The sequence below is a fragment of the Streptomyces sp. NPDC059224 genome (genome assembly GCF_042754285.1).
Classification (GTDB): domain Bacteria; phylum Actinomycetota; class Actinomycetes; order Streptomycetales; family Streptomycetaceae; genus Streptomyces.
In genome coordinates this window covers 1-24,892 of the sequence record NZ_JBHZAN010000066.1, presented here as the reverse complement: position 1 = coordinate 24,892, position 24,892 = coordinate 1, and the positions used below count along the sequence as shown (strand labels likewise).

26 protein-coding genes are annotated in these 24,892 nt (G+C 71.5%); 12 read left to right on the top strand and 14 right to left on the bottom strand.

Annotated features, from left to right (window positions below):
- Nucleotides 1-95 precede the first annotated feature (95 nt).
- From ACFXI4_RS42475 to ACFXI4_RS42455, 5 genes are all read left to right on the top strand, one after another.
- Nucleotides 96-380 carry a glutaredoxin family protein gene (locus ACFXI4_RS42475; protein ID WP_362724207.1) on the top strand — a complete coding sequence of 95 codons (285 nt, stop codon included), beginning with the start codon at nt 96-98 and terminating at the stop codon, nt 378-380.
- A gap of 280 nt (nt 381-660) precedes the next feature.
- Nucleotides 661-1,416: a redox-sensing transcriptional repressor Rex gene (locus tag ACFXI4_RS42470; RefSeq protein ID WP_385002461.1), complete on the top strand. Its 756-nt coding sequence runs from the start codon at nt 661-663 to the stop codon at nt 1,414-1,416.
- A complete protein-coding gene (locus ACFXI4_RS42465; RefSeq protein WP_385002457.1) occupies nt 1,413-3,107 on the top strand; it encodes a glutamyl-tRNA reductase in 1,695 nt (564 codons plus the stop codon). The genes ACFXI4_RS42470 and ACFXI4_RS42465 overlap by 4 nt, the downstream gene beginning before the upstream one ends.
- Entirely contained in the window at nt 3,104-4,063 is a 960-nt protein-coding gene (gene hemC, locus ACFXI4_RS42460) for a hydroxymethylbilane synthase (RefSeq protein WP_385002454.1), read from the top strand. Before ACFXI4_RS42465 ends, hemC begins: the two co-directional genes overlap by 4 nt.
- Nucleotides 4,060-5,766 (top strand): uroporphyrinogen-III synthase, encoded by a 1,707-nt coding sequence (locus tag ACFXI4_RS42455; RefSeq protein ID WP_385002451.1) that lies wholly within the window; start codon nt 4,060-4,062, stop codon nt 5,764-5,766. The genes hemC and ACFXI4_RS42455 overlap by 4 nt, the downstream gene beginning before the upstream one ends.
- Nucleotides 5,767-5,886: 120 nt before the next feature.
- On the opposite strand, the gene ACFXI4_RS42450 is transcribed toward ACFXI4_RS42455, so the two are convergent.
- Nucleotides 5,887-6,021: a hypothetical protein gene (locus ACFXI4_RS42450; RefSeq protein WP_385002448.1), complete on the bottom strand. Its 135-nt coding sequence runs from the start codon at nt 6,019-6,021 to the stop codon at nt 5,887-5,889.
- A 38-nt stretch (nt 6,022-6,059) separates the two neighbouring features.
- Nucleotides 6,060-6,257 carry a roadblock/LC7 domain-containing protein gene (locus ACFXI4_RS42445; RefSeq protein WP_385002445.1) on the bottom strand — a complete coding sequence of 66 codons (198 nt, stop codon included), beginning with the start codon at nt 6,255-6,257 and terminating at the stop codon, nt 6,060-6,062.
- Between the two features lie 231 nt (nt 6,258-6,488).
- Here ACFXI4_RS42445 and hemB point away from each other — a divergent pair, with 231 nt between their 5' ends.
- Nucleotides 6,489-7,481 (top strand): porphobilinogen synthase, encoded by a 993-nt coding sequence (gene hemB / locus ACFXI4_RS42440; protein ID WP_362731341.1) that lies wholly within the window; start codon nt 6,489-6,491, stop codon nt 7,479-7,481.
- 9 nt (nt 7,482-7,490) lie between these two features.
- Here hemB and ACFXI4_RS42435 read toward each other — a convergent pair whose 3' ends face one another.
- On the bottom strand, nt 7,491-8,210 hold the full coding sequence (locus ACFXI4_RS42435; RefSeq protein ID WP_385002442.1) for a DUF4232 domain-containing protein: 720 nt from the start codon (nt 8,208-8,210) through the stop codon (nt 7,491-7,493).
- 175 nt (nt 8,211-8,385) lie between these two features.
- Between ACFXI4_RS42435 and ACFXI4_RS42430 the strand changes: the two genes are divergently transcribed.
- Entirely contained in the window at nt 8,386-9,708 is a 1,323-nt protein-coding gene (locus ACFXI4_RS42430; RefSeq protein ID WP_385002439.1) for a helix-turn-helix domain-containing protein, read from the top strand.
- On the opposite strand, the gene ACFXI4_RS42425 is transcribed toward ACFXI4_RS42430, so the two are convergent.
- Nucleotides 9,654-9,854, bottom strand: a complete 201-nt coding sequence (locus ACFXI4_RS42425) for a hypothetical protein (protein WP_385002436.1) — start codon at nt 9,852-9,854, stop codon at nt 9,654-9,656. The two genes, ACFXI4_RS42430 and ACFXI4_RS42425, sit on opposite strands and share 55 nt — an antisense overlap.
- 341 nt (nt 9,855-10,195) lie before the next feature.
- Between ACFXI4_RS42425 and ACFXI4_RS42420 the strand changes: the two genes are divergently transcribed.
- A complete protein-coding gene (locus ACFXI4_RS42420; protein WP_385002433.1) occupies nt 10,196-11,389 on the top strand; it encodes a PLP-dependent aminotransferase family protein in 1,194 nt (397 codons plus the stop codon).
- 33 nt (nt 11,390-11,422) lie between these two features.
- Here the strand turns inward: ACFXI4_RS42420 and ACFXI4_RS42415 are convergent, their stop codons facing one another.
- Together ACFXI4_RS42415 and ACFXI4_RS42410 are read right to left on the bottom strand one after the other, a co-directional pair.
- Complete coding sequence (locus ACFXI4_RS42415; RefSeq protein WP_362731263.1) at nt 11,423-12,196, bottom strand: DUF4253 domain-containing protein; 774 nt, start codon at nt 12,194-12,196, stop codon at nt 11,423-11,425.
- Nucleotides 12,197-12,255: 59 nt separating this feature from the next.
- Nucleotides 12,256-12,756 carry a helix-turn-helix domain-containing protein gene (locus ACFXI4_RS42410; RefSeq protein ID WP_385002429.1) on the bottom strand — a complete coding sequence of 167 codons (501 nt, stop codon included), beginning with the start codon at nt 12,754-12,756 and terminating at the stop codon, nt 12,256-12,258.
- 230 nt (nt 12,757-12,986) lie between these two features.
- Between ACFXI4_RS42410 and ACFXI4_RS42405 the strand changes: the two genes are divergently transcribed.
- Nucleotides 12,987-13,436 (top strand): peptidoglycan-binding protein, encoded by a 450-nt coding sequence (locus ACFXI4_RS42405; RefSeq protein ID WP_385002426.1) that lies wholly within the window; start codon nt 12,987-12,989, stop codon nt 13,434-13,436.
- Nucleotides 13,437-13,467: 31 nt separating this feature from the next.
- On the opposite strand, the gene argS is transcribed toward ACFXI4_RS42405, so the two are convergent.
- Entirely contained in the window at nt 13,468-15,225 is a 1,758-nt protein-coding gene (gene argS / locus ACFXI4_RS42400; RefSeq protein WP_362726672.1) for an arginine--tRNA ligase, read from the bottom strand.
- Between the two features lie 310 nt (nt 15,226-15,535).
- Here argS and lysS point away from each other — a divergent pair, with 310 nt between their 5' ends.
- Nucleotides 15,536-17,278 (top strand): lysine--tRNA ligase, encoded by a 1,743-nt coding sequence (lysS, locus tag ACFXI4_RS42395; RefSeq protein WP_385002421.1) that lies wholly within the window; start codon nt 15,536-15,538, stop codon nt 17,276-17,278.
- 67 nt (nt 17,279-17,345) lie between these two features.
- On the opposite strand, the gene ACFXI4_RS42390 is transcribed toward lysS, so the two are convergent.
- The 3 genes from ACFXI4_RS42390 to ACFXI4_RS42380 all read right to left on the bottom strand — a co-directional run bounded on the left by ACFXI4_RS42390 (nt 17,346) and on the right by ACFXI4_RS42380 (nt 20,639).
- Complete coding sequence (locus ACFXI4_RS42390) at nt 17,346-18,671, bottom strand: DUF2637 domain-containing protein (protein ID WP_385002488.1); 1,326 nt, start codon at nt 18,669-18,671, stop codon at nt 17,346-17,348.
- A gap of 99 nt (nt 18,672-18,770) precedes the next feature.
- Nucleotides 18,771-19,661 carry a DUF3558 domain-containing protein gene (locus ACFXI4_RS42385; RefSeq protein WP_385002418.1) on the bottom strand — a complete coding sequence of 297 codons (891 nt, stop codon included), beginning with the start codon at nt 19,659-19,661 and terminating at the stop codon, nt 18,771-18,773.
- 132 nt (nt 19,662-19,793) lie between these two features.
- Complete coding sequence (locus ACFXI4_RS42380; RefSeq protein ID WP_385002415.1) at nt 19,794-20,639, bottom strand: DUF3558 domain-containing protein; 846 nt, start codon at nt 20,637-20,639, stop codon at nt 19,794-19,796.
- Nucleotides 20,640-20,867: 228 nt separating this feature from the next.
- Here ACFXI4_RS42380 and ACFXI4_RS42375 point away from each other — a divergent pair, with 228 nt between their 5' ends.
- Nucleotides 20,868-22,061 carry an RtcB family protein gene (locus ACFXI4_RS42375; protein ID WP_385002412.1) on the top strand — a complete coding sequence of 398 codons (1,194 nt, stop codon included), beginning with the start codon at nt 20,868-20,870 and terminating at the stop codon, nt 22,059-22,061.
- 42 nt (nt 22,062-22,103) lie between these two features.
- Here the strand turns inward: ACFXI4_RS42375 and ACFXI4_RS42370 are convergent, their stop codons facing one another.
- From ACFXI4_RS42370 to ACFXI4_RS42355, 4 genes are all read right to left on the bottom strand, one after another.
- Nucleotides 22,104-22,652, bottom strand: coding sequence for a hypothetical protein (locus tag ACFXI4_RS42370; protein WP_385002409.1), 549 nt, complete (start codon nt 22,650-22,652; stop codon nt 22,104-22,106).
- Between the two features lie 184 nt (nt 22,653-22,836).
- Entirely contained in the window at nt 22,837-23,004 is a 168-nt protein-coding gene (locus ACFXI4_RS42365; RefSeq protein WP_385002406.1) for a hypothetical protein, read from the bottom strand.
- Nucleotides 23,004-23,762, bottom strand: coding sequence for an SDR family NAD(P)-dependent oxidoreductase (locus ACFXI4_RS42360; RefSeq protein WP_362724114.1), 759 nt, complete (start codon nt 23,760-23,762; stop codon nt 23,004-23,006). The genes ACFXI4_RS42365 and ACFXI4_RS42360 overlap by 1 nt, the downstream gene beginning before the upstream one ends.
- Before the next feature lie 91 nt (nt 23,763-23,853).
- Entirely contained in the window at nt 23,854-24,186 is a 333-nt protein-coding gene (locus ACFXI4_RS42355) for a YnfA family protein (protein WP_385002403.1), read from the bottom strand.
- A 126-nt stretch (nt 24,187-24,312) separates the two neighbouring features.
- Here ACFXI4_RS42355 and ACFXI4_RS42350 point away from each other — a divergent pair, with 126 nt between their 5' ends.
- The gene (locus ACFXI4_RS42350) at nt 24,313-24,783 is read left to right on the top strand and encodes a hypothetical protein (protein ID WP_385002400.1); all 471 of its coding nucleotides are present in this window, start codon (nt 24,313-24,315) and stop codon (nt 24,781-24,783) included.
- Nucleotides 24,784-24,892: the final 109 nt, after the last annotated feature.

Sequence of the window (24,892 nt, the reverse complement as noted above, 5' to 3'; positions counted from 1 at the left end):
CGGTGGTCCCGGAGTCGCGGGAGTTGGGCGGGTGTGAACTCTCTGCGACCGCTCCGTTAAACAGGGCGTCGAACAGGGCGTGGCAGGGCGGGAGAATGGACCGCATGAGTCCTCTCTTCAGCCGGAAGGCACCTGCGTCTCGTGCGCGTTTGGTCACTCTGATCCGTAAGCCGGGTTGTCATTTGTGCGATGACGCACAGGTCGTGGTCGAGAAGGTGTGCGGCGAGCTGGGGGTGGAGTGGGAGGAGAGGGACATCACCCAGGATTCGCAACTGCACGATCTGTACTGGGAGCAGATCCCGGTCGTACTCGTCGACGGTGAACAGCACACCTTCTGGCGTGTGAACGAAGAGCGCCTCCGCAAGGCACTGACCGACTAGTCCAAACGGGACGCAAAGTCGCTTAGGATCGACGGCGGCTTGGTCTCGGGGGCGGGATGAGTGAGGAGTGTGTACCGTTTTGCCCCCAATCGAGATGGAGCGCGATCGCCTCTGCGCCGGTTCCCCGTCACCCCGCCGGGGGCGCGTGACCCCGGTCACGTTGGCCGGGCAAATCGGACACCATCTTTGTGCACGCGTTCACAAAGACATAGCCTGCTGTCGACGGGGCGGTCTGGGAACGTGTGACCGTCCGCAGCCCCGCTCTACCCGCAGGAGCACCGTGGCAACTGGCCGAACTCACCGACCGGCGACTCGCAGCCGAGGGATCCCCGAGGCCACCGTCGCCAGGCTTCCGCTGTACCTCCGGGCGTTGACCGCACTGTCGGAGCGCTCGGTGCCCACGGTCTCCTCCGAGGAGCTGGCGGCCGCCGCGGGGGTCAACTCCGCGAAGCTGCGCAAGGACTTCTCCTACCTGGGTTCGTACGGAACGCGCGGTGTCGGCTACGACGTCGAGTACCTCGTCTACCAGATCTCCCGTGAGCTGGGCCTGACCCAGGACTGGCCGGTCGTGATCGTCGGTATCGGCAACCTCGGCGCCGCCCTGGCCAACTACGGCGGCTTCGCCTCCCGTGGCTTCCGGGTCGCGGCCCTCATCGACGCCGACCCGGCGATGGCCGGAAAGCCGGTCGCGGGCATTCCGGTGCAGCACACGGACGACCTGGAGAAGATCATCACCGACAACGGTGTGTCGATCGGGGTCATCGCCACGCCCGCGGGTGCCGCCCAGCCGGTCTGCGACCGGCTCGTGGCCGCCGGTGTCACCTCCATCCTCAACTTCGCGCCGACCGTGCTGACCGTCCCGGACGGCGTCGACGTGCGCAAGGTCGACCTCTCCATCGAGCTGCAGATCCTCGCCTTCCACGAGCAGCGCAAGGCCGGCGAGGAACACGAGGCGACCGCCGCGCCCGCCGTCGCCCACCGGGAGTCCACCGAGCAGGGACCCGACGGGGACGTACCCGCCGTGATGCCGGCATGAGTCTCCTCGTCGTCGGGCTGAGCCACCGCAGCGCGCCGGTCAGCGTCCTGGAACGGGCCGCGCTCACCACGGACGCCCAGGTCAAGCTGGTCCAGGACACGGTCGCCGCCGAACCGGCTGCCGAGGCCGCGGTGCTCGCCACCTGCAACCGCATCGAGCTCTACGCCGACGTGGACAAGTTCCACGCCGGAGTCGCCGAGCTGTCCACGCTGCTCGCCCAGCACAGCGGGGTCGGTCTCGACGAGCTCACCCCTTATCTCTACGTGCACTACGAGGACCGGGCCGTCCACCATCTGTTCTCGGTGGCCTGCGGCCTGGACTCGATGGTCGTGGGCGAGGGCCAGATCCTCGGGCAGATCAAGGACTCGCTCGCCCTGGCGCAGGACCTGCACAGCGCCGGCCGGCTGATGAACGACCTCTTCCAGCAGGGGCTCAGGGTCGGCAAGCGCGCCCACTCCGAGACCGGCATCGACCGGGCCGGACAGTCGCTGGTCACCTTCGGCCTGGCACAGCTGGCCGCCGGCAGCGACGTCGAGACCTGGGCCAAGGGCCGCAAGGCGCTGGTCATCGGCGCCGGTTCGATGTCCTCGCTGGCCGCCGCCACGCTGGCCCGGGTCGGCGTCGCGGAGATCGTCGTGGCGAACCGGACGTACGACCGCGCCGCGCGCCTGGCCCAGATCCTGAACGAGAGCGGCGACACGGACGTGGTGGCCCGCGCGGTACCGATGGGCGCGGTGCCGGCCGAGCTGACACGTGCCGACGTGGTCGTCTCCTGCACGGGTGCGACCGGTCTGGTGCTGACGGCCGAGGCGGTCGCCGCGGCGGTCGAGGGACGGACCGGCGCGCCGGTCGCCGAGATCGCGGACGACCGGCCGGCGCAGGGCGCCCCCAAGCCGGCCGCCGCCGGCCCCGGCAACGACGAGAACTGCCCGCTCGACCTCACCGCCGAGCAGAGCGGCTTCTCCGTGATGGGCGAGGCCGCCGTCGCCGGGATGGCCGCCGCCGAGCTGGAGCAGCACGCGGCCTGGGTGGACAACGCCACCGTCGACATCCGGGAGGCCGCGCGCCGTACCCCCGAGACCGACGCGGAGCTCATCGGCGCGCTCGCCGCGACCGTGGCCCGGGTGGGACGCATTCCCGAGCTGCGCAGGCCCGAGCCGGTCGCCGGCTTCGACCGGCCCGCCCCCGAGCTGTTCCTCCTCGACCTCGCCATGCCCCGCGACATCGACGCGGCCGCGCACCGGCTGGCCGGGGTGCGGCTGGTGGACATCGAGTCGCTGGCGGGAGCGTCCGCGGACGCCCCCATGGCGGCCGACGTGGACCAGGTGCGGGAGATCGTCGCCGACGAGGTGACCGCCTTCGGGGCGGCACAGCGAGCCGCGCACATCACGCCGACCGTGGTCGCGCTGCGCACCATGGCCGCCGACGTGGTGGCCGGTGAGATCGCGCGGCTCGACGGACGCCTGCCCGGCCTGGACGAACGGCAGCGCGGGGAGATCCGCCAAGCCGTGCACCGGGTCGTCGACAAGCTCCTGCACGCGCCGACCGTACGGGTCAAGCAGCTCGCGGCCGAGCCCGGCGGCGCCGGGTACGCGGACGCGCTGCGGACCCTGTTCGACCTCGACCCCGAGACGGTGGCTGCCGTCTCCCGGGCCGTGGAAAGCACAGAAAAGAAGGACCGACCGGCATGAGTGACAACCCACTGAGACTGGGGACCAGGCGATCCAGACTCGCCATGGCCCAGTCCGGGCAGGTGGCGGAAGCCGTGGGCCGGGTGACCGGACGGCCCGTCGAGCTCGTCGAGATCACCACCTACGGCGACACCTCCCGCGAGCACCTCGCACAGATCGGCGGCACGGGAGTCTTCGTGACCGCCCTGCGGGAGGCGCTGCTGCGCGGTGAGGTCGACTTCGCGGTTCACTCGCTGAAGGACCTGCCGACCACGCAGCCCGAGGACCTGGTCCTGGCCGCCGTACCGGTACGCGAGGACCCGCGTGACGTGATCGTCGCCCGGGACGCGCTGAAGTTCACCGACCTGCCCCGCGGGGCCCGCATCGGCACCGGTTCGCCACGCCGGGCGGCGCAGCTGAACGCGTACGCGCGCACCCACGGGCTCGACGTCGAGACCGTCCCGGTCCGCGGCAACGTCGACACGCGGATCGGATACATATACGACGGCGAGCTGGACGCGGTGGTGCTGGCCGCGGCCGGACTCAGCCGCATCGGCCGGCTCGACGAGGTGACCGACTTCCTGTCGGTCGACACGGTTCTGCCCGCCCCCGGCCAGGGGGCACTGGCGGTCGAATGCGCCGCGGACAACGCGTCGCTGATCGCCGCGCTCGGGGAACTCGACGACCCGTTCACGCGGGTCGCCGTGACCGCCGAGCGATCACTGCTCGCCGCCCTGGAGGCCGGCTGCTCCGCCCCTGTGGGCGCGCTGGCCGACCTTCTGGCCGACGGGCAGACTGCCAAGGAAATGCGCCTGCGTGGCGTCGTCGGTACGACCGACGGCACACGGATGGTGCAGATGTCCACCACCGGTCCCGTGCCCGAGACAATCGACCAGGCGACGGCGCTCGGTCGCGAACTCGCCATCGAGATGCTTGCCCAGGGCGCGGCCGGTCTGATGGGGGAGCGAGCACAGTGAGCCCCACCAACCTTCCCGCCGGCCTTGAACACGGGCACGTCACCTTCCTGGGTGCCGGACCCGGGGATCCGGGGCTGCTGACCTTGCGTGCCGTGGAGGCACTGTCCAGCGCGGACGTCCTGGTCGCCGAGCACGAGGTGCTCGACGTGATCAGAGCCCACGCCAGGCAGGGCGTCTCCGTCGTACCCATGAATCCGGGTTCCTCGTCGGACCCGTATCAGGGCACAGGCACGCCTCAACTCAAGGTTGTTGACGGAGCGTCAACAACCGCCGCGCTCCCGCCCGCGCGGGATGCCGCTCATCTTGTCATGGAGGCCGCGCGGGGCGGCAGGCGGGTCGTCCGTGCGGTGTCCGGGGACCCGGGACTTGATACGTACGCGACCGAGGAAATGCTCGCCTGCGCCGCCGCCGGTGTGCCCTTCGAGGTCGTCCCGGGTGTCGCGACGGCGGTCGGCGTGCCCGCCTACGCCGGTGTACCGCTGCGGGACGCGCAGGGTGCGGACGTGCGTTTCGTCGACGCCCGTACCGCCTCCGACCGGTGCTGGACCGAGGTCGGTGCCTCCGACGGCACGGTCGTGGTGTCGACGACCCTCGACTCGGTGGCCGCGGCCGCCGGGGAACTGGTCGCCGCCGGCCGCAAGCCGGACACCCCGATGACGGTCACCGTCGCCGGCACCACCACCCGGCAGCGGACCTGGACCGCCACCCTCGGCACGGTCGCCCAGACCCTGAAGCAGGCGAAGGCGCTGCCCTCCCCGGAGGGCGGCCGGCCGGTGATAGCCGTGGTCGGTGAGCGGTCCTCCGCCGCCCAGCGCGACCAGTTGTCGTGGTTCGAGTCCAAGCCGCTGTTCGGCTGGAAGGTGCTCGTGCCACGGACGAAGGAGCAGGCGGCGACCCTCTCCGACCAACTGCGCTCGTACGGCGCCGTGCCGCACGAGGTGCCGACCATCGCCGTCGAGCCGCCGCGCACGCCCCAGCAGATGGAGCGCGCGGTCAAGGGCCTGGTCACCGGCCGGTACGAGTGGATCGCCTTCACCTCGGTGAACGCGGTCAAGGCCGTACGGGAGAAGTTCGAGGAGTACGGGCTCGACGCACGCGCCTTCGCCGGCATCAAGGTCGCGGCGGTCGGCGAGCAGACCGCGAAGGCCCTGGTCGCCTTCGGCGTGAAGCCGGACCTGGTGCCCTCGGGCGAGCAGTCCGCCGCCGGACTCCTCGAGGACTGGCCGCCCTACGACCCGGTCTTCGACCCGATCGACCGGGTGTTCCTGCCGCGCGCCGACATCGCCACGGAGACGCTGGTCGCCGGGCTGATCGAGCTGGGCTGGGAGGTGGACGACGTCACGGCCTACCGGACCGTGCGGGCGTCGCCGCCGCCGGCCGACACCCGCGAGGCGATCAAGGGCGGCGGCTTCGACGCGGTGCTCTTCACGTCGTCGTCCACGGTGCGGAACCTGGTCGGCATCGCGGGCAAGCCGCACAACGTGACCGTTATCGCGTGCATCGGCCCGGCCACGGCCAAGACGGCCGAGGAGCACGGGCTGCGGGTGGACGTGATGGCTCCGGAGCCGTCGGCCGGCAAGCTGGCGGAGGCGCTGGCGGAGTTCGGGCTGCGGCGGCGTGCGGCCGCGCTGGAGGCCGGCGATCCGGTGACCCGGCCCAGCGAGCGGCGGCCGGGGGCGCGGCGGCGCCGCAGCACTACGTGAGGTAGGCCGCGAGGGGTCTGGGGGCTGCGCCCCTCAGGCCCCCTTCGCCTTTTCGGGCCGGTGGAGATCTGCGGGCCGGCGCGGGCCTGTCGCGCGGTACCTCGCGCCCCTGCCGGGGCGCTATGGCTGACCGGGTCGTCGGTCGTGGTCCAGGACCTTCTTCAGGTCCTCGATCACCGTCGGGATCTCCCGGTCGAAGGCCAGGCCGTCCAGGCCCTCGGCGGTGACCACGGCCAGCAGGGCCCGGGTGCCCACCGCGGTCACGATGACGTGGCCCGAGCTGCACTGGACGGTCAGCCGGCGCTGCCCTGTTCGGCCAGGCGGTGGCCGAGGGAGACGGCGGCCGCCGCTAGGGCGGCCATGGACTCGGGGTGGGTCCGGTCGGCGTCGCTCGCGACCACCAGGCCGTCGACGGTGGCCAGGGTGGTTCCGGAGACGCCCGTCACCCGGTCGCGCAACGAGACGAGGATGCCATGCACGGGGTCGTTCATGGTGACTTCTTCCTGTCCTGCCGTGCGGGCGGTGCGTGGGCATCCGTCCCCCCTCGCGCTGGACCGGACCCGCGGCAACCTCGCCCTGGCCCGCCACAAGCTCAAGGGGCTGGAGAGCGAACTGGAGGTCTGACCTCCGAGGACGCCACCGGACGCTCCGGCCCGCGCCGGGCCGGAGCGCCGACGCCGCGTCGGCAAGCGCGCCCGGGTCACGGGCGTAGCGTAGGCGGCATGACGAAGTACGGCTCCTTCCCCGGCACGCGGCCGCGGCGGCTGCGGACCACCCCCGTCATGCGGCGCATGGTCGCCGAGACCCGGCTGCATCCCGCGGACTTCATCCTCCCGGCGTTCGTGCGCGAGGGCGTCACCGAACCGGTGCCGATCGCCAGCATGCCCGGCGTCGTCCAGCACACCCGGGACACCCTGAAGAAGGCGGCCCTGGAGGCCGTCGAGGCGGGCATCTCCGCGATCATGCTGTTCGGGGTGCCGGAGGAGGGCAAGAAGGACGCCCTCGGTACGCCCGGCACCGACCCGGACGGCATTCTCCAGGTCGCGCTGCGGGACGTACGGGCGGAGGTCGGCGACGACCTGCTCGTGATGTCCGACCTCTGTCTCGACGAGACGACCGACCACGGGCACTGCGGGGTGCTGGACGCCGAGGGACGCGTCGACAACGACGCCACCCTGGAGCGGTACGCCGAGATGGCCCAGGTGCAGGCCGACGCGGGCGCCCATGTGGTCGGGCCCAGCGGGATGATGGACGGGCAGATCGGCGTCGTCCGCGACGCCCTCGACCAGATCGGGCGGGAGGACGTCGCCGTCCTCGCCTACACCGCGAAGTACGCCTCCGCCTTCTACGGGCCCTTCCGGGAGGCCGTCGGGTCCTCGCTGCAGGGCGACCGCAAGACCTACCAGCAGGACCCGGCCAACGCGCGGGAGTCCCTGCGGGAGCTGGCCCTGGACCTGGAGGAGGGGGCCGACATGGTGATGGTCAAGCCGGCCGGACCCTACCTCGACATCCTCGCCCGGGTCGCCGACGCCGTCGACGTGCCGGTCGCCGCCTACCAGATCTCCGGCGAGTACTCGATGATCGAGGCCGCCGCCGAGAAGGGCTGGATCGACCGGGACCGGGCCATCCTGGAGACCCTGACCGGCATCAAGCGGGCCGGTGCCCAGAACATCCTCACCTACTGGGCCGTGGAGGCCGCCCGGATGCTCGGCTGAGTCTCCGGATCACCAGTCGAGGGCGTCGTTCCGGTCCTGCTGCCAGTAGGTCACCCGCAGCGAGCTGTCGTAGTACACGCCCTTCGCCGGCAGCGACGGTGTCGCCGGGGCGCCGCCGCTGCTGTGGGGGGTCATGCCCTGGAAGGCCACGGCCAGCCTGCGTCCGGTCGTACCGCCGTCGGCGCTGCCGTCGGCGGCGGACAGCAGCACGCCCGCGTACCCGGACTCGCCCGGGGCCAGGGTGGTGACCGCCTGCGGGCGGGTCTCCTCGGCGGGCTGCGGCACCCACTGCATCTCGTCGAAGCGGAGCACGGGGTAGTAGGTCAGGTAGCAGGTCCTGCTGCCGGTGTTCCTGACCGTGATCAGCATGTGGTTCAGGGGGCGGGAGAGCGGCTGGACGGTGACGGCGGTGTCGGAGCCGTCGCACAGGACCTGGGCGGAGCCGCTGCCGCCGCTCGGCTTCTTCGTGGTCGTGTCGCGCACCGGTGCGGACGTCGACCCGCCGGTGCCGGCTCCCGTACCTGAGCCGGTGGCGCCGCCGGCGGTCTCCGAGGGCTTCGGCGTGGCTGTCGTCGCCGTCGTCGGCGTCGAGGCCGCCGACGCGGTGGTCGCCGGGCGGGACGCTCCCTCGTCCCGCGTGCCCGTCCCGTTCTCACAGGCGGTGAGGGCGAGGGCGGCGACGGCGGAAGCGGTGGCGGCGAGCAGGCGGACGCGGCGGGCGGTACGCATGTCGAATCCTCTTTCGAGTGGTGGCGTGCTTGGATGGCCACAGCCTGTGGGCCACTGCGTCCCGTCCGCCACAGTTGCCGGACGATCAGGGACGCTGGAACGGCCACACCGGCTCTGAACTGGGAGAACATCCCTTTCCTGGAACGCGGACGGGGGTGCGGGGGACGGAGGAACCGTGTCGGACGGCGCTGCGGGAAGCGACTTCGCGGAGCTGTTGCGGGAGTTGAAGGACCGCTCGGGACTGAGTTACGGCACGCTCGCCAAGCGGCTGCACATGAGCACCTCGACCCTGCACCGCTACTGCAACGGGGATGCCGTACCGGCGGACTACGCGCCCGTGGAACGGCTCGCCCGGCTCTGCAAGGCCGGTCCGGCGGAACTCGTCGAGCTGCACCGGCGGTGGGTGCTGGCGGATGCGGGGCGGGGGAGGAAGGCGGACGCCCCGGACAAGGCCGGGAAGCGCGGGCAGCCCGAAGAGCCCGGGAAGCCCGAGGAGCCGGCGCCCGAGCCCGAGTCCGGGCCTGGCGCTGATGCCATGCCGGTGCCGGAGGTGGTGGTCGGACCCGGGGCCGCCGGGCGGCGCGGACGCCGTGTCCCGCGGCCCGCGGTCCTGGCCGGGGTCGCGGTCGTCGTGCTGCTCGGCGCCGCGGCCCTCGCCGTTCAGCTCCCCTCCGGCGGGACGGACGAGAGGGACACGGGGTCCGCGGGCGCCGCCACCGTCGCCGGTGCCGCTCCGCACCGCACGGGGCGCTCCTCGACGGCGCCGACACCTCGTTCGTCCGCGGCCTCGCCGTCGTCCTCCGCCTCGTCCTCGGCACCGGCCGCCGGTCCGGCCGGGGCAACCGCCTCGTCAGGTTCCACGGCCACCGCGGACGGCGGCACGGCCGCGCCCCCGCTGACCGTCAACACCCAGCCCTACAGCTGGGAGAGCCCCTGCTCCCAGCACTACCTGATCGACCGGGGCCCGGCCGACGTGGCACCGCCGCCGCTGGAGACCGACGCGACCGCGTGGGTGACCGCGCACCAGGCGGTCTCCTCGGGGGAGCAGTACGTCACGCTGACCGTGCAGGGTGCCGGCGCGCGGTCCGTGGTGCTGGAGGGGCTCACGGTCCGTACGGCGGAGCGGAGTTCACCGCTCGCCTGGAACGACTACGCGATGGGATACCCGGGCGTCGGCTGCGGCGGGAACGTGCCCACCCGCTCCTTCACCGTCGCCCTGGACGCGATGCGGCCGGCGGTCGTGCCGGAGGCCGGGCACCGGGACTTCCCCTTCAAGGTCAGCGACTCGGACCCCGAGGTGTTCTACATCAGGGCCGACGCCTCGGCGTACTCCGTGGGCTGGTACCTGGAGCTGTCCTGGTCCAGCGGGTCGCGGCACGGGACGCTGCGGATCGACGACAAGGGGCGGCCGTTCCGCACGAGCGGGAACAACGCGCGTCCGGCCTACGAGTTCCCGCTGGGCGGCGAGGCCTGGCGGTCCGCGTCGTCGGCGGGGTGAGGCATCGACGCGGCGGAGGGACCTTCGTCGCGTACGCCCTCGCCGTCCCGGCAGCCGCCGAGGGCGGCCGCGGCGACCAGCGCCAGGGCTGCCGCCGCCAGGAGACGGCGGCGGCCGGCGGCCGGGGCGGGGTGCTTGGCGGACATGCGAGGGCTCCTTCGACGTCGTCTGCGTGTTCGGGACGGCGGGCGTGCCCGGCATGGCGGGCGTGATTGGCATGGCCGGCGGGGCCGCCGATCGCGAGGTGCCCTCAGCCTGTGGGGCGGGGCGTCCCCACGCCAGACCTCCTGGACGATTCGGGACGAGTGAGCCCGGTCCACGGCTGTGACGTGCGCGGATCCCATCTCGTGGGATGCCGGGACGGGACGCCCGGGTGACCGGAACGGGCTGCCGGGCGCCGTTCGTCCGTATCGCGGAATCACAGGTGTAGACAGCATCCACCTCTCTAGGCTCCGGCCAAGTCGAGGATCAGCCGGAGGAGCCGTCCATGTCCGTCACCCGTGCCCCAGCGGCCCTGCCACCGCTCGCGGCCCGTGCCCGTACCGTCGGCGGTTCGCCGGTTCGGGAGATCCTCGCGGTGACCGCCCGTCCCGAGGTGATCAATTTCGCGGGCGGGCTGCCGGCCCCCGAACTCTTCGACCGGGAGGGCATCGCGGCCGCCTTCCGGGCGGTGCTGGAGGAGTCGCCGGAGCGGGCGTTGCAGTACTCGACCACGGAGGGCGAACCGGCTCTGAGATCCGCAGTGGCGGCGCGCGTCACCGCACAGGGCCTGCCGACCGACCCCGACGACCTGCTCGTCACCACCGGCTCGCAGCAGGCACTGTCCCTCCTGGCGAGCGCGCTGACAGACCCCGGCGACACGGTCCTCGTCGAAAGTCCCTGCTATCTGGCGGCACTTCAGGTCTTCGGGCTGGCCGGGGCACGGATCCTGCCGGTCCCTTGCGATGCGGACGGCGTCGATCCGGCCGCCCTGGAGGAACTGATCCGCGCCGAGCGGCCCAAGCTCCTGTATCTCGTCCCCACCTTCCAGAACCCCACCGGCCGCACCATGCCCGCCGCCCGCCGCGCCGCCCTGGCCACCACCGCCGCCCGGCACGGTCTGTGGATCGTCGAGGACGACCCCTACGGCGAACTCCGCTACGACGGCGACCGCGTCCCCTGGATCGCGTCCTTCCCCGGCGCCGCGGACCGCACGGTCCTGCTCGGGTCCTTCTCCAAGGTGATGGCCCCCGGTCTGCGCCTGGGCTGGCTCCGTGCCCCCGGCACACTGCGCCGTGCCTGCGCGGTCGCCAAACAGGCGGCCGACCTGCACACCCCGACCCTCAACCAGCTCGCCGCCGCCCGGTACCTGGACGTGCTGGACCGTCATGTCGCCACCGTGCGTGCCGTGTACGGCGCCCGGCGGGACGCCATGCTGGCCGGCCTCGCCGACGCCCTGCCGGCCGGCTCCACCTGGAACCGGCCCGAGGGCGGCATGTTCCTGTGGGCCCGGCTCCCGGAGCCGTACGACACCACCGCCCTGCTGCGCCGGGTGGTGGAGCACGACGTCGCCTACGTGCCCGGTGAGCCCTTCTACGCCGCCCGCCCCGACCGCACCACCCTGCGCCTGTGCTTCGTGACCCAGACACCCGAGGAGATCGGGGAGGGGCTGCGCAGGCTGGCCGCGGGGCTCAGCACCTGAGGCGTGCCGGCCCCCCCGGCTCAGCCCCCCGGCTCAGTCCCACCAGAAGTGCCACAGCCGCTCGCCCACCAGTTGTCCGGCGTACGACGAGAGGGTGTCGTCGGCGCCCGGCAGCACGCTGTACGGGCAGAACGCGAAGTGCTCGGCGGCCACCGCCGCCGCCTCGTCGAGGTCCGCGGGCGGGGCGGCCACGGAGACGGCGAGATGGTCCAGGCCGAGGGCCACCACCCGGATTCCGAAGCGGTCCTCCCAGGAGCGCAGCACCGCGCACAGCCGGGCCACGTCCTCCTCGTGGTTCACCGGCCCGCTCCAGCCGATGGCCGCCGGTATGTCCGCGCTGCGCCGGGCCGACACCAGCGCCAGGTGCGGCTCCTTCAGCCAGGGCCGCCCCTGGCTCAGCACGTCGGCGACGTCGGCGGCCCGCAGGTCCGGGTCGGCGACCAGCGCCGGGGCGGGGGCGAGCCCCGGCCACTCCTCGCCGTCCGGCGGGTCCTCCTCCCAGTAGTCCTCCAGCACCTCGTCGGCGTCGTGGTCCCCGGGGTACGACGTCTCCTCGGGCGCGAACTCCCAGTCGTCCACCTCGGAGACGTCGATCAGCACCGGCAGCAGCCCCGCGCGGCCGGCCGGCGCGCCCAGCGCCGTCCACGTCCCGGGACCGGCGGGCTGGCCCGCGTACCACAGCAGCGGCTGGTGCCACGGGCCGTCCAGGGTCTCGTCCAGCAGTGTCCCGGGCGGGAGTTGGAGCCCCAGGGACCGGCCGCTCGGGTCGGTCGCCAGCTTGGGCAGCGGATTGGGAAGAGTCGCCATGGACAGACTGTAAGGGCGCCCACTGACAACGGCGGTTGCGCCCCTGGGAAGCGATCCCGTCACTCCCCGCCGAGTCCCTGCGCCGCCACCACCTCCCGCAACGCCAGGCAGCGTCCGGCCGGTTCACCCGCCAGGGCGCAGAGCTGCTCCACGGCCGCGCGCGGCGGCAGGGTGCGGCCGCCCAGATAGCGCTGCCAGGACGACTTGCTGAACGTCGTTCTCGCCGCCAGCCCCGCCAGGCTCAGCCCGGTGCGGTCCCTTACCGCGCGCAGGGCGGCGGGCACCGCCTCCGTGCCGCCGCCCCGGGCCGCGACCTCGTGCAGGGCGAGCAGTCCCACCGGATCGCCGCCGCCGAGCCGGGCCAGCGCCGCCACCGCCTCCGGGGGCGGCAGTGAACGGCCGGCCAGATAGCGCTCCCAGGACTTCGGGCTGTACCCGGTGTGCGACGCCAGCCGGTGCAGACTCAGCCCGCTGTGCTCCTTCAGCCGCCGCAGCCGCACGATCAACTGCCGTGAGCACGGCTCCAGCTCGGCAGGCAGCGCCTTCCGGTGACGCGACATGATCCCCCGATCGTCGTCCCCACCCGAAGGACGCCGCGGGGCCGCATCCCGTATGACCGGGGCGGTTCCCGTTCCGCCGTACCGGCGTGTCGCCGACACGCCCGGCGTATGCGCAGGCCGGCGCATACGGCGTCCCGTCCGGCCGTCACCTGTGGGGGAGCCGTGGCCTGTGCCGCGCTCCGGCCCGCACGCTCGGATCGATCTGTTCTCACGACCGGAAAGAGGAACGCATGCGATCGAACCTTCTGGCCAGGACCCTGGTCGGTGCCGTCGCCGTGGCGGGGCTCGCCGCCGGCGGCCTGGCGGCCGCCGGCACGGGTTACGCCGCCCCGCAGTCGGCCGCCAGGACCGCGGTGAGTGCCCGGACCGCCGGCATCCAGGCCGTGAACAACCTCGGCCTGGACACCGCGCACGCCGCGAACTGGCAGTGCTGGATGGCGCGGTGGGGCTACAACCCCGGCGCGATCGACGGACAGCTGGGCACCAGCAGCTGGAAGGCGGCCCAGCGGATGTTCAACGACCAGGGCCTGGGCGCCGGCACCGTCGACGGGGTCGTCGGACCGAACACGATCAGGGCGCTGCAGCGCTACCTGAGCCAGTACGGCTACAACCTCGACGTCGACGGTGTCGCGGGACCGGCGACCAGGGCGGCGTTCTGGGACTTCAACGCCTACTGCTGAGCCGCCCGGACGGTCCGGGCGGCTTCGGGCCTCAGAGCCGCTCGGGCGTCCGGATGCCCAGCAGGGCCATGCCCTGGTGAAGGGTGCGGGCCGTCATGTCGCACAGGAGGAGACGGTTCTCCACCTGGGCGGGGGTGTCGGCCTTCAGGACCGGGCACTTGTCGTAGAACGACGTGTAGAGAGAGGCGAGTTGGTACAGGTACGCGGCCAGCTTGTGCGGGGCGTACTCCGCGGCGGCCTCGAAGACCGTGCCGCCGAACACGTCCAGGTGCAGGCCCAGCGCCCGCTCCGCCGCGTGCAGTTCCAGCTCGGGGTGGGCGGCGGGCCGGACCTCCCCGGCCTTGCGCAGGATGGACTGGATCCGGGCGTACGCGTACTGGAGGTAGACGGAGGTGTCGCCGTTGAGCGAGACCATCTGGTCCAGGTCGAACTTGTAGTCCCGGTTGGGCGACGTCGACAGGTCCGCGTACTTCACGGCACCGATGCCGACCTGGGCCGCCCGCTCCTGGATCTCGGCCTCGGTGAGGTCCCGCGCCTTCTCCCGGACCACCTCGGCGGCCCGCTGCACCGCCTCGTCCAGCAGGTCCTCCAGCCGTACGGTCTCGCCCGCACGCGTCTTGAAGGGCTTGCCGTCCGCACCCAGCACCGTGCCGTAGCCCATGTTGTGCGCGGTGACGTCGTCGGTGAGCCAGCCCGCCCGCCGGGCCGTCTCGAACACCATCTTGAAGTGCAGCGACTGACGGACGTCCACGACGTAGAGCAGCGAGGTGGCGTGCAGGCCGGTGACCCGGTTGCGGATCGCCGTCAGGTCGGAGGCCGCGTAGCCGAACCCGCCGTCGGCCTTCTGCACGATCAGCGGGACCGGCTGGTCGTCCTTGCCCCGGATCTCGTCGAAGAAGACGACGAGCGCGCCCTCGGAACGGACCGCGACGCCCGTCTCCTCCAGGATCCGGGCGGTCTCGGGCATGCCGTCGTTGTACGCCGACTCGCCGACGATCTCGTCGTCCCGGATCTCCATGTCGAGCTTCTCGAAGACCGAGTAGAAGTAGACCTTCGACTCGTCCACGAACCGCTGCCACAGGTCGAGGGTCTCCTTGTCGCCGGACTGCAGGGCGACCACCCGCTTGCGGGCCCGCTCCTTGAAGTCCTCGTCCGCGTCGAAGACCGCCCGGGAGGCCTTGTAGACCCGGTTCAGGTTCGACATGGCCTGTTCGCCGTCCGTGTCGGTCTCCGTGGACAGCTGGTCCGGGTTCTCGATCAGGTACTGGATGAGCATGCCGAACTGGGTGCCCCAGTCGCCGATGTGGTGCCGGCCGATCGTCCGCTCGCCGGTGAAGTCGAGCATGCCGCGCAGCGCGTCGCCGATCACCGCGGAGCGCAGGTGGCCGACGTGCATCTCCTTGGCCACGTTGGGCTGGGCGTAGTCGATGACCGTGACGCCCGGGTGCTCCTTGGCCGCCACGCCGAGCCGGTCGCCGTCCGCGTACCGCGCGGCCAGGTTCTCGGTGATCGCCCGGTCGGAGAGGGTGATGTTGAGGAAGCCGGGGCCGGAGACCTCGACGTCCTGGATCAGGTCCGCGCCGGTGACGACGTGGGAGACGACCTGCGCCGCCAGCTCCCGGGGGTTGGCCTTCGCCTTCTTGGCGGCGGCGAGGATGCCGTTCGCCTGGAAGTCGGCCCGGTCGCTACGTCGCAGCAGCGGGTCGACGGCGGCCTCCGGCAGGGTGGCCGAGAGGGCGTCGGTGAGCTGCTTGTTCACGGCGTCGCTGAGGGACGTGACCGGGGCCATGGGGTGGGAGCCGTTCTCCTCGGGGGTTCTGACAGACGGCTCCAGTATTTCACGGGGGGTAAAGGGGTTTTCGCGGCCACGAGCTCGGGGGTGGGTGTGCGTCGCCGGATGCGGGGTGCGGCGTGGCCTGTCGCGCGGTTCCTGCCCCCGGCCTTCGGCCAGGGGCACCCCCAGCGCCCCCGGGAGTGCGGCCGTGCCGCCGGGCCGGGGGGCGCGCCGGTAACCCGCTTTCGTGGATTCGGGGTCGGCTGGGAGAATGGAGCGGTCAGCCGTGCGACCGTACCGGCTGCCCCGTGCCAGAAAGAAGGACGTGCCGATCGTGGCTCAGAGCACCGAGACCACCGACTGGGTCTCCCGTTTCGCGGATGAGGTCATCGAGGAGTCGGAGCGTCGGGCCCCGGGCAAACCGGTCGTCGTCGCGTCCGGGCTCTCCCCGTCCGGACCCATCCACCTGGGGAACCTGCGCGAGGTCATGACCCCGCACCTGGTCGCGGACGAGGTCCGGCGGCGCGGGTACCAGGTCCGGCACCTGATCTCCTGGGACGACTACGACCGGTACCGCAAGGTGCCGGCCGGCATCGCGGGCGTCGACGGGTCCTGGGCCGAGCACATCGGCAAGCCGCTCACCTCGGTGCCCGCCCCGCAGGGCTCCGCGTACCCGAACTGGGCCGAGCACTTCAAGGCCGCGATGGTCGAGGCGCTGGCCGAGCTGGGCGTGGAGTTCGACGGGATCAGCCAGACCGCCCAGTACACCTCCGGGGTGTACCGGGAGCAGATCCTGCACGCCATGAAGCACCGCGGTGACATCGACGCGATCCTCGACCAGTACCGGACCAAGAAGGCCCCCGCGAAGAAGCAGCAGCAGAAGGCCGTCGACGAGGCCGAGCTGGAGGCCGCGGAGGGCTCGGGCGCGGCGAGCGAGGACGACGGTTCCGCGGGCTCCGCCGGTTACTTCCCCTACAAGCCGTACTGCGGCGGCTGCGGCAAGGACCTGACGACCGTCACCGCGTACGACGACGACACCACCGAGCTGACCTACGTCTGCACCGAGTGCGCCTTCACCGAGACCGTCCGGCTGAGCGAGTTCAACCGGGGCAAGCTGGTCTGGAAGGTCGACTGGCCGATGCGCTGGGCGTACGAGGGCGTCGTCTTCGAGCCGAGCGGGGTCGACCACTCGTCGCCGGGTTCGAGCTTCCAGGTGGGCGGGCAGATCGTCGGGATCTTCGGCGGGCAGCAGCCCATCGGGCCGATGTACGCGTTCGTGGGCATCAGCGGGATGGCGAAGATGTCGTCCTCGCGCGGTGGCGTGCCCACGCCTGCCGACGCGTTGAAGATCATGGAGCCGCAGCTGCTGCGCTGGCTCTACGCCCGCCGCCGGCCCAACCAGTCCTTCAAGATCGCCTTCGACCAGGAGATCCAGCGGCTCTACGACGAGTGGGACAAGCTGGACGCCAAGGTGGCCGAGGGCGCCGCGCTGCCCGCCGACGTCGCCGCGCACGCGCGTGCGGTGGGCACGGCCGCCGGTGAGCTGCCGCGGACCGCGCGGCCGCTGCCGTACCGGACGCTGGCGTCGGTCGCCGACATCACCGCCGGGCACGAGGACCAGGCGCTGCGCATCCTCAGCGAGCTGGACCCGTCCAACCCGCTGACGTCGGTGGACGAGGCCCGGCCGCGCTACGACAAGGCCGAGGCCTGGATCAACACCCAGGTACCGGCCGACCAGCGCACCATCGTGCGGGACGAGCCGGACGCCGAGCTGCTGAAGTCCCTCGACGAGGCGTCCCAGCAGTCCGTACGGCTGCTGCTCGACGGCCTCGCCGAGCACTGGTCGCTGGACGGGCTGACGCACCTCGTGTACGGCGTGCCCAAGGTGCAGGCCGGGTTCCCCGCCGACGCCACGCCCAAGGAGCTGCCGGCGGAGATCAAGACGGCCCAGCGGACGTTCTTCGCGTTGCTGTACCACCTGCTGGTGGGCCGTGACACCGGGCCCAGGCTGCCCACGCTGCTGCTCGCCGTGGGGCAGGAGCGGGTGCGGGCCCTGCTCGGAGCGTAAGGCCGGCACGACGAAAGGGGCTCTCCTCGGTGGAGGGCCCCTTTCTCATGTCATGCCGTCGCGTCGCCTACGCGATGTGGTCTTCCTGCAGTTCCGCCGTGTGGCGGTTGGTGAAGCGGTTGACCATGCGCTCCGCGTCACGCTGCGCGAGCGTGATGCCGTAGGTCGCCTCCACGTCGCCCTTGAACTGGCCCGAACTGGGGTAGCCGCCGTCTATCGACTTCTTGAAGACCAGGTAGAAGTCCTCCTCGGTCGGCTCCGGGGGGCCGCCGCCCTCGCCGAGCTCACGGGTGCGGCCCGGACCGGAGGGGATGGGGAAGCTGCCCGTCGTCTCCGACTCCGACTCCTCCGGCAGGAGCTGCTGCTCCGGCGGGAACTGCCGTTGGAGCTGCTCCTGCTCGTACTGCTGCTGGAGCAGCTGGCGCTGGTACTGCTCCTGCTGGTACTGCCAGGCCGCGTACTGCTCCTCGGTGTACTGCGGTTCGAACGTCGGGTCGTAGTCGCCGTGGTACTCGATCTGCTGGGGGTCCCTCGCGTGCAGCCAGGGGTTCAGCGTCGGGTCGAGTTCCGGCGCCGGAACCGGTGCGGCCGCGGGCTGCCCGGCGCCGGCGGCCGGCTCGGGACGCTGCTCGCCGGCCGGTGCCGACTGCTGCGCAACGGGAGCGGTGACGGCCGACGGAGCGGGCTCGGGGACGGCCGCGGGCGCCGGAGCCGGCAGGAGCGCCGGCAGGTCTATGCCCGCCGCCGCCAGACCCTCCGGGGCCGTCTGTGCCAGGGGGACGCCGTAGCGGGCCAGCCGCAGCGGCATCAGGGACTCCACCGGGGCCTTGCGGCGCCATGCCCGGCCGAAGCGGGAGCGCAGTCTCGCCTGGTAGACGAGACGTTCCTGCTCCAGCTTGATGACCTGGTCGTAGGAGCGCAGCTCCCACAGTTTCATCCGGCGCCACAGCAGGAACGTGGGCACCGGGGAGAGCAGCCAGCGGGTGAGGCGGACGCCCTCCATGTGCTTGTCGGCCGTGATGTCCGCGATCCGGCCGATGGCGTGCCGGGCGGCCTCGACGGCGACCACGAACAGGATCGGGATCACCGCGTGCATGCCCACGCCCAGCGGGTCCGGCCAGGCCGCCGCGCCGTTGAAGGCGATCGTCGCCACGGTCAGCAGCCAGGCCGTCTGCCGCAGCAGCGGGAAGGGGATGCGGATCCAGGTCAGCAGCAGGTCGAGGGCGAGCAGGACGCAGATGCCCGCGTCGATGCCGATCGGGAACACATAGGCGAAGTTCCCGAAGCCCTTCTTGATGGCCAGCTCACGAACGGCCGCGTACGAGCCGGCGAAGCCGATTCCGGCGATGATCATCGCGCCGGTCACGACCACACCGATGAGAACGCGGTGCATCCGGGTCAGCTGTATTGGCGCGGCCACCCGTACTCCCCTCCCCTTGCATGTTGTTGCGCGCAACAGGGTGGCACATCAGTGCGGCTCGCGTGTGGCCGGTCAGTCCTTCTTGGCTGACGACTTGGAGGCCGAGGCGCGCGCGGAGGGCGATGTGGAGGCCTTCTTCGAGGGCGTCGTCGCAGGTGAACTCGGGGCGGGGGCCGACCCGTTGGCCGTCGCGACCGAGGCCACGGCCTCCTTGGCGGCCTTCGCCGCGGACTTCGTGAGGGTGTCCGCGTCCGGCGTCTTCTCGCCCGCCAGACCCGCACCGTTGTAGTCGACGGTGACGACCACGTTCGCGACCCGGGCCACGACCGTCTGCTGCCGGAAGGCGCCTTCCTTCTTCTTCAGGTCGTAGCGCACCACGGTCGCCTGGTCGCCGGTGTCGGTCACCGGCTGCGACTTGGTGTTCTTGGCGCCGGTCACGGACTGCGCCTCCTGCAGCTGGCTCCCGTAGTACGCCTCGGCCTGCTTCTCGCCGGAGCCGCGGCTCGCGTCCGAGTCGAAGCGGAGGAAGGAGATGTTGAGCCAGCGGAACTGGGAGCCCTTGACGCCGTTGTTGTCCAGGCTGCTCCAGGAGCAACTGCCTCGCGTGGCCACATCGTCCGAAGAGCCCTCCTTGCCCGACTTCGCACCCTTCGGTACGAGTGCGGTGAGAGTCTTCTTCGACAGCACCGCACACGGCTCCGGCAGCTTCCGGTACTTGGCCGCCTGGACGGTGGGCGAAGCGGCGGCGCCCGCGCCGGAGCCGCCGTCGGTGGGGGCGGTGGCCGGGTTGGAGCCGCCGCCCGTCTCCTTCCCGGCGTCGTCGGAGCCGGAGGAGCAGGCCGCCGCGAACAGCGCCACGGCGGGGACGGCGGCCGCGCAGACGAGGCCGCGGCGCAGGCGCCCTGCCCGTCGCTGCGCGTTCCGCTCGTTCCGGTCGTCTTGCTGGACTGCTACTCGCTGCATGGTTCCTTCACTCATACGTTCGGGGTTCCTGCGGTCGGATCGGGTCCGAGGGGCCACGGTACGCGGTGAGGGAGCTGTGCGGTTTCGGTTCGCGGGCTTTGCGGACGGGGTGCGCGGGGCGTGCCCGGGCGCTCAGCCGTTGAGGGCCTCGGCCAGCTGGGCGGCCAGATTCTGGGCCCTGTCCTGCAGTTCCTCGCTGTCCGGGACGGTGCCCATGGCCATCGGCTGCTCCTCGTACTCGATGGTCACCACGACGTTGGACGTGCGGAACACCACAGTCACCGTGCGCTGTCCGGCCGTCGAACCGGAGCCGAGCCGGTCGTCGAGATACGCCTCGTCGCCGAGGTCGGCGAGGGTCCGGGGCTGGAGGTCGGCCGCGGCGGTCGAGGCGGAGGCCGAGCCGGACGCCGAGGTGGAGGGGCTGGTGGAGTCCGAGGGGGAGTCGGACTCCGAGGAGGAAACGGACGGGGACGGTGTCCCGGAGGCCGGCCCGGACGGCGACTGTGACTCGGTGGCGCCCGGGGGCGCGGACTGGGGGATCCCGGCCGCCGACTCCCGCTGCGTGTAGATGGTCTGCGCCTCGTTGTCGTCGCTGACCGCGTTGTCGTAGGAGACCACGCGCTCGAAGTCGACGGACAGCCGGTCGGTGGCGTCGGCCGACTCGACCTTCCAGCGGCAGCCGACCTTGCGGTCCGTGTCGTAGGTGAGCGAGGCCTCGCCGGCGTAGGCCTTGTCGCGCTGCTCCTCGTCGGTGATCTGGGCGATGCCCGGGAGCAGGGAGTCGAGGGTGTCCTGGCTGACCGCGCCGCAGGGCTCGGGGAGGGTGCGGTACTTGCCGGGCTGGGCGGCGACGGTGGAGGTGCCCGCGTCGGCGTTCTTGTCGCTGATGTCGTCGCCGCCGCTGGAACCGCTCGTGCAGCCGGCCAGCAGGGCCGCGAGGAGGGCGGCGATGCCGGTTACGTACGCCTTCCGCTGCACGGTCAGGCCCCTTTCCGTTCACTGGGTCGCTCGGTCCTGCTCCAGTGTCCCCGCTGGTTAATCGCTTGCCGCAGCGGGGCGTCCCCTGGAGACAATGTGTACCGCACGCACTGCCGTGAACGCCGGTCCCAAGTCTGTTTTCGGGTGCCCTGGCGACGCATTTGCGCTATGCCTTGATTAAGTCTTTTGTCCTTTTCATTTGGTTGTTCGCGGGGGAATGAGGAAGCCATGTCGTACGTGGAGATACCGGGCGCGAAGGTGCCCATCCGGATGTGGACCGACCCGGCCGGCGTCGAGGAGGGGGCGCTCCAGCAACTGCGCAACGTCTCGTCCCTGCCGTGGATCAAGGGCCTCGCGGTCATGCCGGACGTCCACTACGGCAAGGGCGCCACGGTCGGTTCCGTCATCGCCATGCAGGGTGCCGTGTGCCCGGCGGCGGTCGGCGTCGACATCGGCTGCGGGATGTCGGCGGTGAAAACGTCCCTGACGGCCAACGACCTCCCGGGCGACCTGTCGCGACTGCGGTCGAAGATCGAGCAGGCGATTCCGGTGGGGCGGGGGATGCACGCGGACCCGGTGGAACCGGGAGACTTCCACGGACTGGCGACGGCCGGGTGGGGGGAGTTCTGGGGACGCTTCGACGGGGTTGCCGACGCGGTCAAGTTCCGCCAGGAGCGGGCGCACCAGCAGATGGGAACGCTGGGAAGCGGCAACCACATGATCGAATTGTGTCTCGACCAGTCCGATTCCGTCTGGCTCATGCTGCACTCCGGTTCCCGGAACATTGGCAAGGAACTCGCCGAGCACCACATCGGCGTGGCCCAGAAGCTCCCGCACAACCAGGGCCTGGTCGACCGCGACCTCGCCGTCTTCGTCTCGGACACCCCGCAGATGGCGGCCTACAGGAATGATCTCTACTGGGCGCAGGAGTACGCGAAGTACAACCGCACCCTGATGATGGCGCTCCTGAAGGACGTGGTTCGCAAGGAGTTCAAGAAGGCCAAGCCGGCCTTCGAACCGGAGATCTCCTGCCACCACAACTATGTGGCCCAGGAGCGGTACGACGGTATGGACCTGCTGGTGACCCGAAAGGGCGCGATCCGGGCCGGCTCCGGCGAGTTCGGGATCATCCCCGGCTCGATGGGCACCAGCTCGTACATCGTGAAGGGACTCGGTAACGAGAAGGCCTTCAACTCGGCGTCCCATGGTGCGGGTCGGCGCATGAGCCGCAACGCGGCGAAGCGTCGCTTCACGACCAGGGATCTGGAGGAGCAGACGCGGGGTGTGGAGTGCCGCAAGGACTCCGGGGTGCTGGACGAGATTCCGGGGGCCTACAAGAACATCGACCAGGTCATGGACCAGCAGCGCGACCTCGTGGAGGTTGTGGCGAAGCTGAAGCAGTTCATCTGCGTGAAGGGCTGATGCGGAGGGCCCCGGTCGACGCCGGTGCCCTCCGTCACCATGTCACCGATGGCTGTGCGGAGACGCCGTCCCGTTACGCAGACACCAGAGGCGGGAACTGCAACTCCTGGTCGTCCTGCCGAGCACTTCTGCCGCTGCCATGGGGCTGCTGAGGTTCAGCAGGATCCGGTCCTCTGACCCCAGACAGTTCGGGTAGTTCAGGGCGGCGGCCAGGCGCTGAGCCAGCTCCGTCATGTAGAGCACGTTGTAGATGTCGTCGCGGGTGTGGCGCTGTGGGTTGCGTGCGACCCCCACCACGTCCAGTCCGTAGTCGGACAGGTACGACGCGACGCGGCGCGAGAATTCGACGGGGGGTGGTTTGATCGTCTTGGACTTGGGGCCGTAAGGAAGGCCGAGTCCGTTGACCGTTGTCCTGGCTTCCGGAGAACACAGAGTCCAGACGGCCGCGGTGTGGGTCTCGGCGAAGTCGGCCGACCGGGTGCGTTCGGTGATGCTGCCCAGACGGCTTTTCCGGCCCGCCCCCTTCGACAGATGGCCGTCCGCCTGCGAGAACCCGAACGCGTATGCGTAGTCGGGCACCGTGAGGTCCATGAACCGGTGCGCGTCAGGCTCGCATTCAGCCACAGGAAGGCTCCGCTTCCATGCTGGTCAGGCCCTCGGCCGGGACTGCCATCCCTGCCGAGGGCCGTCGAAATGATCGTGTGGCGAGCCTGGGGCGGACGTTCGGGTGGTGATCGGGTGATCGGCGAGGTTCGCCCGTGTGGGTTACCTGCCCCTACTTCGCGTGGTGGACCGCGTAGATCATCACGAAGGCCAGGAAGTGGATGCCGAAGAGGAAGTAGGCCAGGAAGTACCAGACCTGGCGTTCGTTCCTGGTCTCCTGTTTCAGGCGGACCTCTTCGAGCTGCCGTGCCAGCGCCGAGGCGGGATCGTCGTCCGGCATCACAGGTCCCGGTGGACCTTGGAGTTGGAGGCCTGGGCGCGGGGGCGTACCACCAGGAGGTCGATGTTGACGTGGCTGGGGCGGGTCACCGTCCAGGTGATCGTGTCCGCCACGTCCTCGGCCGTCAGGGGCTCCGCGACACCCTGGTAGACCTTCGCCGCCTTCTCCTCGTCGCCGCCGAAGCGGGTCAGCGCGAACTCGTCCGTCTTCACCATGCCGGGGGCGATCTCGATCACCCGCACCGGCCTGCCGACGATCTCCAGGCGGAGCGTCTCGGCGAGGACGTGCGCGCCGTGCTTGGCGGCGACGTAGCCGCCGCCGCCCTCGTAGGTGCCGTGGCCGGCGGTGGAGGAGACGACGACCACCGTGCCGTCGCCGCTCGCCTCCAGGCGGGGGAGCAGGGCCTGGGTGAGGTTGAGGGTGCCGATGACGTTCGTCTCGTACATCGTGCGCCAGTCGGCCGGGTCGCCGGTGGCCACCGGGTCGGCGCCGAGGGCGCCGCCGGCGTTGTTCACGAGGACGGCGACGGTCCTGAAGGCGGTCGCGAACTCGTCCACGGCCGCGCGGTCCGTCACGTCCAGCGGGTAGGCGGTCGCCTGGTGGCCTGCCTCGTTGATCTCCTTGGCCAGCGCCTCGATGCGGTCCTCCCGGCGGGCGGTGAGGACCACGCGGTAGCCGGCCTCGGCGAGCCTGCGCGCGGTGGCGGCGCCGATTCCGCTGCTGGCGCCGGTGACGACCGCGATGGGGGAGGGGGCCATGGGGTGCTCCTCGGCGGGGTGAGACAGGTGTGCGGGTGCCCTGGTGAGTCTAGGCGCCGCGGGAGTGGGGAGACCGGCCGGCGGCCCGGCGTCAGTTCCTGGGCGCCCACATGATCAGTGCCATGCCCGCCAGGCACACCCCCGCTCCCGTGAGGTCCCAGCGGTCCGGGCGGTAGCCGTCGGCGACCACGCCCCACAGGATCGAGCCCGCGACGAAGATTCCGCCGTATGCCGCCAGGATGCGGCCGAAGTGCGCGTCCGGCTGGAACGTGGCGACGAAGCCGTAGGCGCCGAGCGAGAGGATGCCGCCCGCCACCCAGACCCAGCCCCGGTGCTCCCGTACGCCCTGCCAGACCAGCCAGGCCCCGCCGATCTCGAAGAAGGCGGCGACGACGAAGAGCGCGGCGGAGCGGAGGATCACCATGCCCGCAGCCTGCCACGGCGTCGGACTGTCACCTGTTGGAGGGCGCCTGCGCCTGGGCTCGAGTGGCATATATACGTACGGACGCCGGAGACTTACGGGACGGACGGCACGGACGGGACGGGTGGCATGGCGATGCGTCGTTACGGGCTTGCGTTGGTCGGAGCGGTGGCGGTGAGTGCGCTGGTGGTCGGCGCGGGCGGTGTCGCGTGGGCCGAAGACGCCGATCTGGAGGTGCACGGGTCGGCCGTGATGAACGGGGACGTGGTCGTGGTCCGGGTGATCCCGCGCAACCTCGGGCCGGGCATCGTGTCGGACGCGACCGTACGGCTGCGCTGGTCGGCGGCGCTGGCGGACACGCAGCAGCTGCCGCCCGCCTGCGCCCGTTCCGGGGACCGGGAGGTGGTGTGCGGCACCGGGCCGCTCGCCGTCGACCTGCCCGGCGGGCAGCTGGTGGTCCCGGTACGGCTGCGGGAGCGGCCGGCGGAGGTGACGATGGAGGCCGACATGGCGTGGAGCGGGGGCGCGGTGGACCACGACCGTACGAACGACATGCAGCGCGTGCTGGTGCTGGCCACCGGGGACCCGTACGCCTTCTGACCCGGGGCCCTAGGTGTTCTGTCCCGGGAGGTTGTGGACGGTGACAGGGCTCACGGCTGACTGATCTTGAAATGGGTGAGGGCCTTCTGGCTCGGTGTGGATTGCGACG

Bases quoted from the DNA above. Each gene is read 5' to 3' on its own strand.
- ACFXI4_RS42475 (WP_362724207.1), top strand. From the start codon at position 96: ATGGACCGCATGAGTCCTCTCTTCAGCCGGAAGGCACCTGCGTCTCGT.
- hemB (WP_362731341.1), top strand. From the start codon at position 6,489: ATGACGAAGTACGGCTCCTTCCCCGGCACGCGGCCGCGGCGGCTGCGG.
- ACFXI4_RS42355 (WP_385002403.1), bottom strand. From the start codon at position 24,186: ATGGTGATCCTCCGCTCCGCCGCGCTCTTCGTCGTCGCCGCCTTCTTC.
- ACFXI4_RS42370 (WP_385002409.1), bottom strand. From the start codon at position 22,652: ATGGACCTCACGGTGCCCGACTACGCATACGCGTTCGGGTTCTCGCAG.
- ACFXI4_RS42410 (WP_385002429.1), bottom strand. From the start codon at position 12,756: ATGTCGCGTCACCGGAAGGCGCTGCCTGCCGAGCTGGAGCCGTGCTCA.
- ACFXI4_RS42445 (WP_385002445.1), bottom strand. From the start codon at position 6,257: ATGAACGACCCCGTGCATGGCATCCTCGTCTCGTTGCGCGACCGGGTG.
- ACFXI4_RS42375 (WP_385002412.1), top strand. From the start codon at position 20,868: ATGTCGTACGTGGAGATACCGGGCGCGAAGGTGCCCATCCGGATGTGG.
- ACFXI4_RS42405 (WP_385002426.1), top strand. From the start codon at position 12,987: ATGCGATCGAACCTTCTGGCCAGGACCCTGGTCGGTGCCGTCGCCGTG.
- ACFXI4_RS42360 (WP_362724114.1), bottom strand. From the start codon at position 23,762: ATGGCCCCCTCCCCCATCGCGGTCGTCACCGGCGCCAGCAGCGGAATC.
- ACFXI4_RS42420 (WP_385002433.1), top strand. From the start codon at position 10,196: ATGTCCGTCACCCGTGCCCCAGCGGCCCTGCCACCGCTCGCGGCCCGT.
- ACFXI4_RS42390 (WP_385002488.1), bottom strand. From the start codon at position 18,671: ATGCACCGCGTTCTCATCGGTGTGGTCGTGACCGGCGCGATGATCATC.
- argS (WP_362726672.1), bottom strand. From the start codon at position 15,225: ATGGCCCCGGTCACGTCCCTCAGCGACGCCGTGAACAAGCAGCTCACC.
- ACFXI4_RS42350 (WP_385002400.1), top strand. From the start codon at position 24,313: ATGGCGATGCGTCGTTACGGGCTTGCGTTGGTCGGAGCGGTGGCGGTG.
- ACFXI4_RS42425 (WP_385002436.1), bottom strand. From the start codon at position 9,854: ATGTCCGCCAAGCACCCCGCCCCGGCCGCCGGCCGCCGCCGTCTCCTG.
- ACFXI4_RS42385 (WP_385002418.1), bottom strand. From the start codon at position 19,661: ATGCAGCGAGTAGCAGTCCAGCAAGACGACCGGAACGAGCGGAACGCG.
- ACFXI4_RS42465 (WP_385002457.1), top strand. From the start codon at position 1,413: ATGAGTCTCCTCGTCGTCGGGCTGAGCCACCGCAGCGCGCCGGTCAGC.
- hemC (WP_385002454.1), top strand. From the start codon at position 3,104: ATGAGTGACAACCCACTGAGACTGGGGACCAGGCGATCCAGACTCGCC.
- ACFXI4_RS42415 (WP_362731263.1), bottom strand. From the start codon at position 12,196: ATGGCGACTCTTCCCAATCCGCTGCCCAAGCTGGCGACCGACCCGAGC.
- ACFXI4_RS42435 (WP_385002442.1), bottom strand. From the start codon at position 8,210: ATGCGTACCGCCCGCCGCGTCCGCCTGCTCGCCGCCACCGCTTCCGCC.
- ACFXI4_RS42365 (WP_385002406.1), bottom strand. From the start codon at position 23,004: ATGCCGGACGACGATCCCGCCTCGGCGCTGGCACGGCAGCTCGAAGAG.